This is a genomic window from Cyclobacterium qasimii M12-11B (assembly GCF_000427295.1).
Taxonomy (GTDB): Bacteria; Bacteroidota; Bacteroidia; order Cytophagales; family Cyclobacteriaceae; genus Cyclobacterium; species Cyclobacterium qasimii.
Genome location: NZ_ATNM01000019.1, coordinates 1 through 641, shown reverse-complemented (window position 1 = coordinate 641; position 641 = coordinate 1). Strand labels below are relative to the sequence as shown.

The window sequence follows — 641 nt, the reverse complement described above, 5'->3', positions numbered from 1 at the left end:
AGTTACCATAAAAATAGCCATATCACCAACCACTTTAGAGCTTGGGGTACTTTGATGAGGTTGCCAAACATGGCATTGATTTGCGCATACATTTCTTGACGTCATCAAAACGGTCTCCTAATCCTAAGGCAATGGCTTGTGGTCTTAAATTTGAATATTGACCGCCAGGAATTTCATGTTGATACACCTCAGCTGTTCCTGCTTTTAAACCCGATTCAAAAGGATAGTACATTTCGCGTGTATCTTCCCAATAGTTTGAAAACTGATTAAGCATATTCATATCAAAGTCATGCGCACGTTCTTGGCCTTTCATCATTTCAACAACGGCATTAAAGTTGGGTTGCGAAGTCAATCCAGATAAGCCGCCAAGAGCCACATCAACCACATCAACTTCGGCTTCAATGGCTTTTAAATAGGTTGCAGTTTGTAAGGATGAGGTATCGTGCGTATGTAGTTGAATAGGAATATTTACAGTGTCTTTTAGAGCACCAACTAATTCTGTAGCAGCATACGGTTTTAGTAAGCCAGCCATATCTTTAATAGCAATCATATGTGCACCTGCATTTTCTAAATCTTTAGCGAGTTGCGTATAATAGTTGAGGTTGTATTTGGTTTGCTTTGGGTCTAAAAATATCACCAGT

Annotated in this window: 1 pseudogene; it reads right to left on the bottom strand. The window is 39.3% G+C overall.

Features of this window, described 5'->3' with window-relative positions:
• A pseudogene (locus tag ADICYQ_RS02170) lies at positions 1 to 641 on the bottom strand (hydroxymethylglutaryl-CoA lyase-like TIM-barrel protein); the annotation flags it as partial.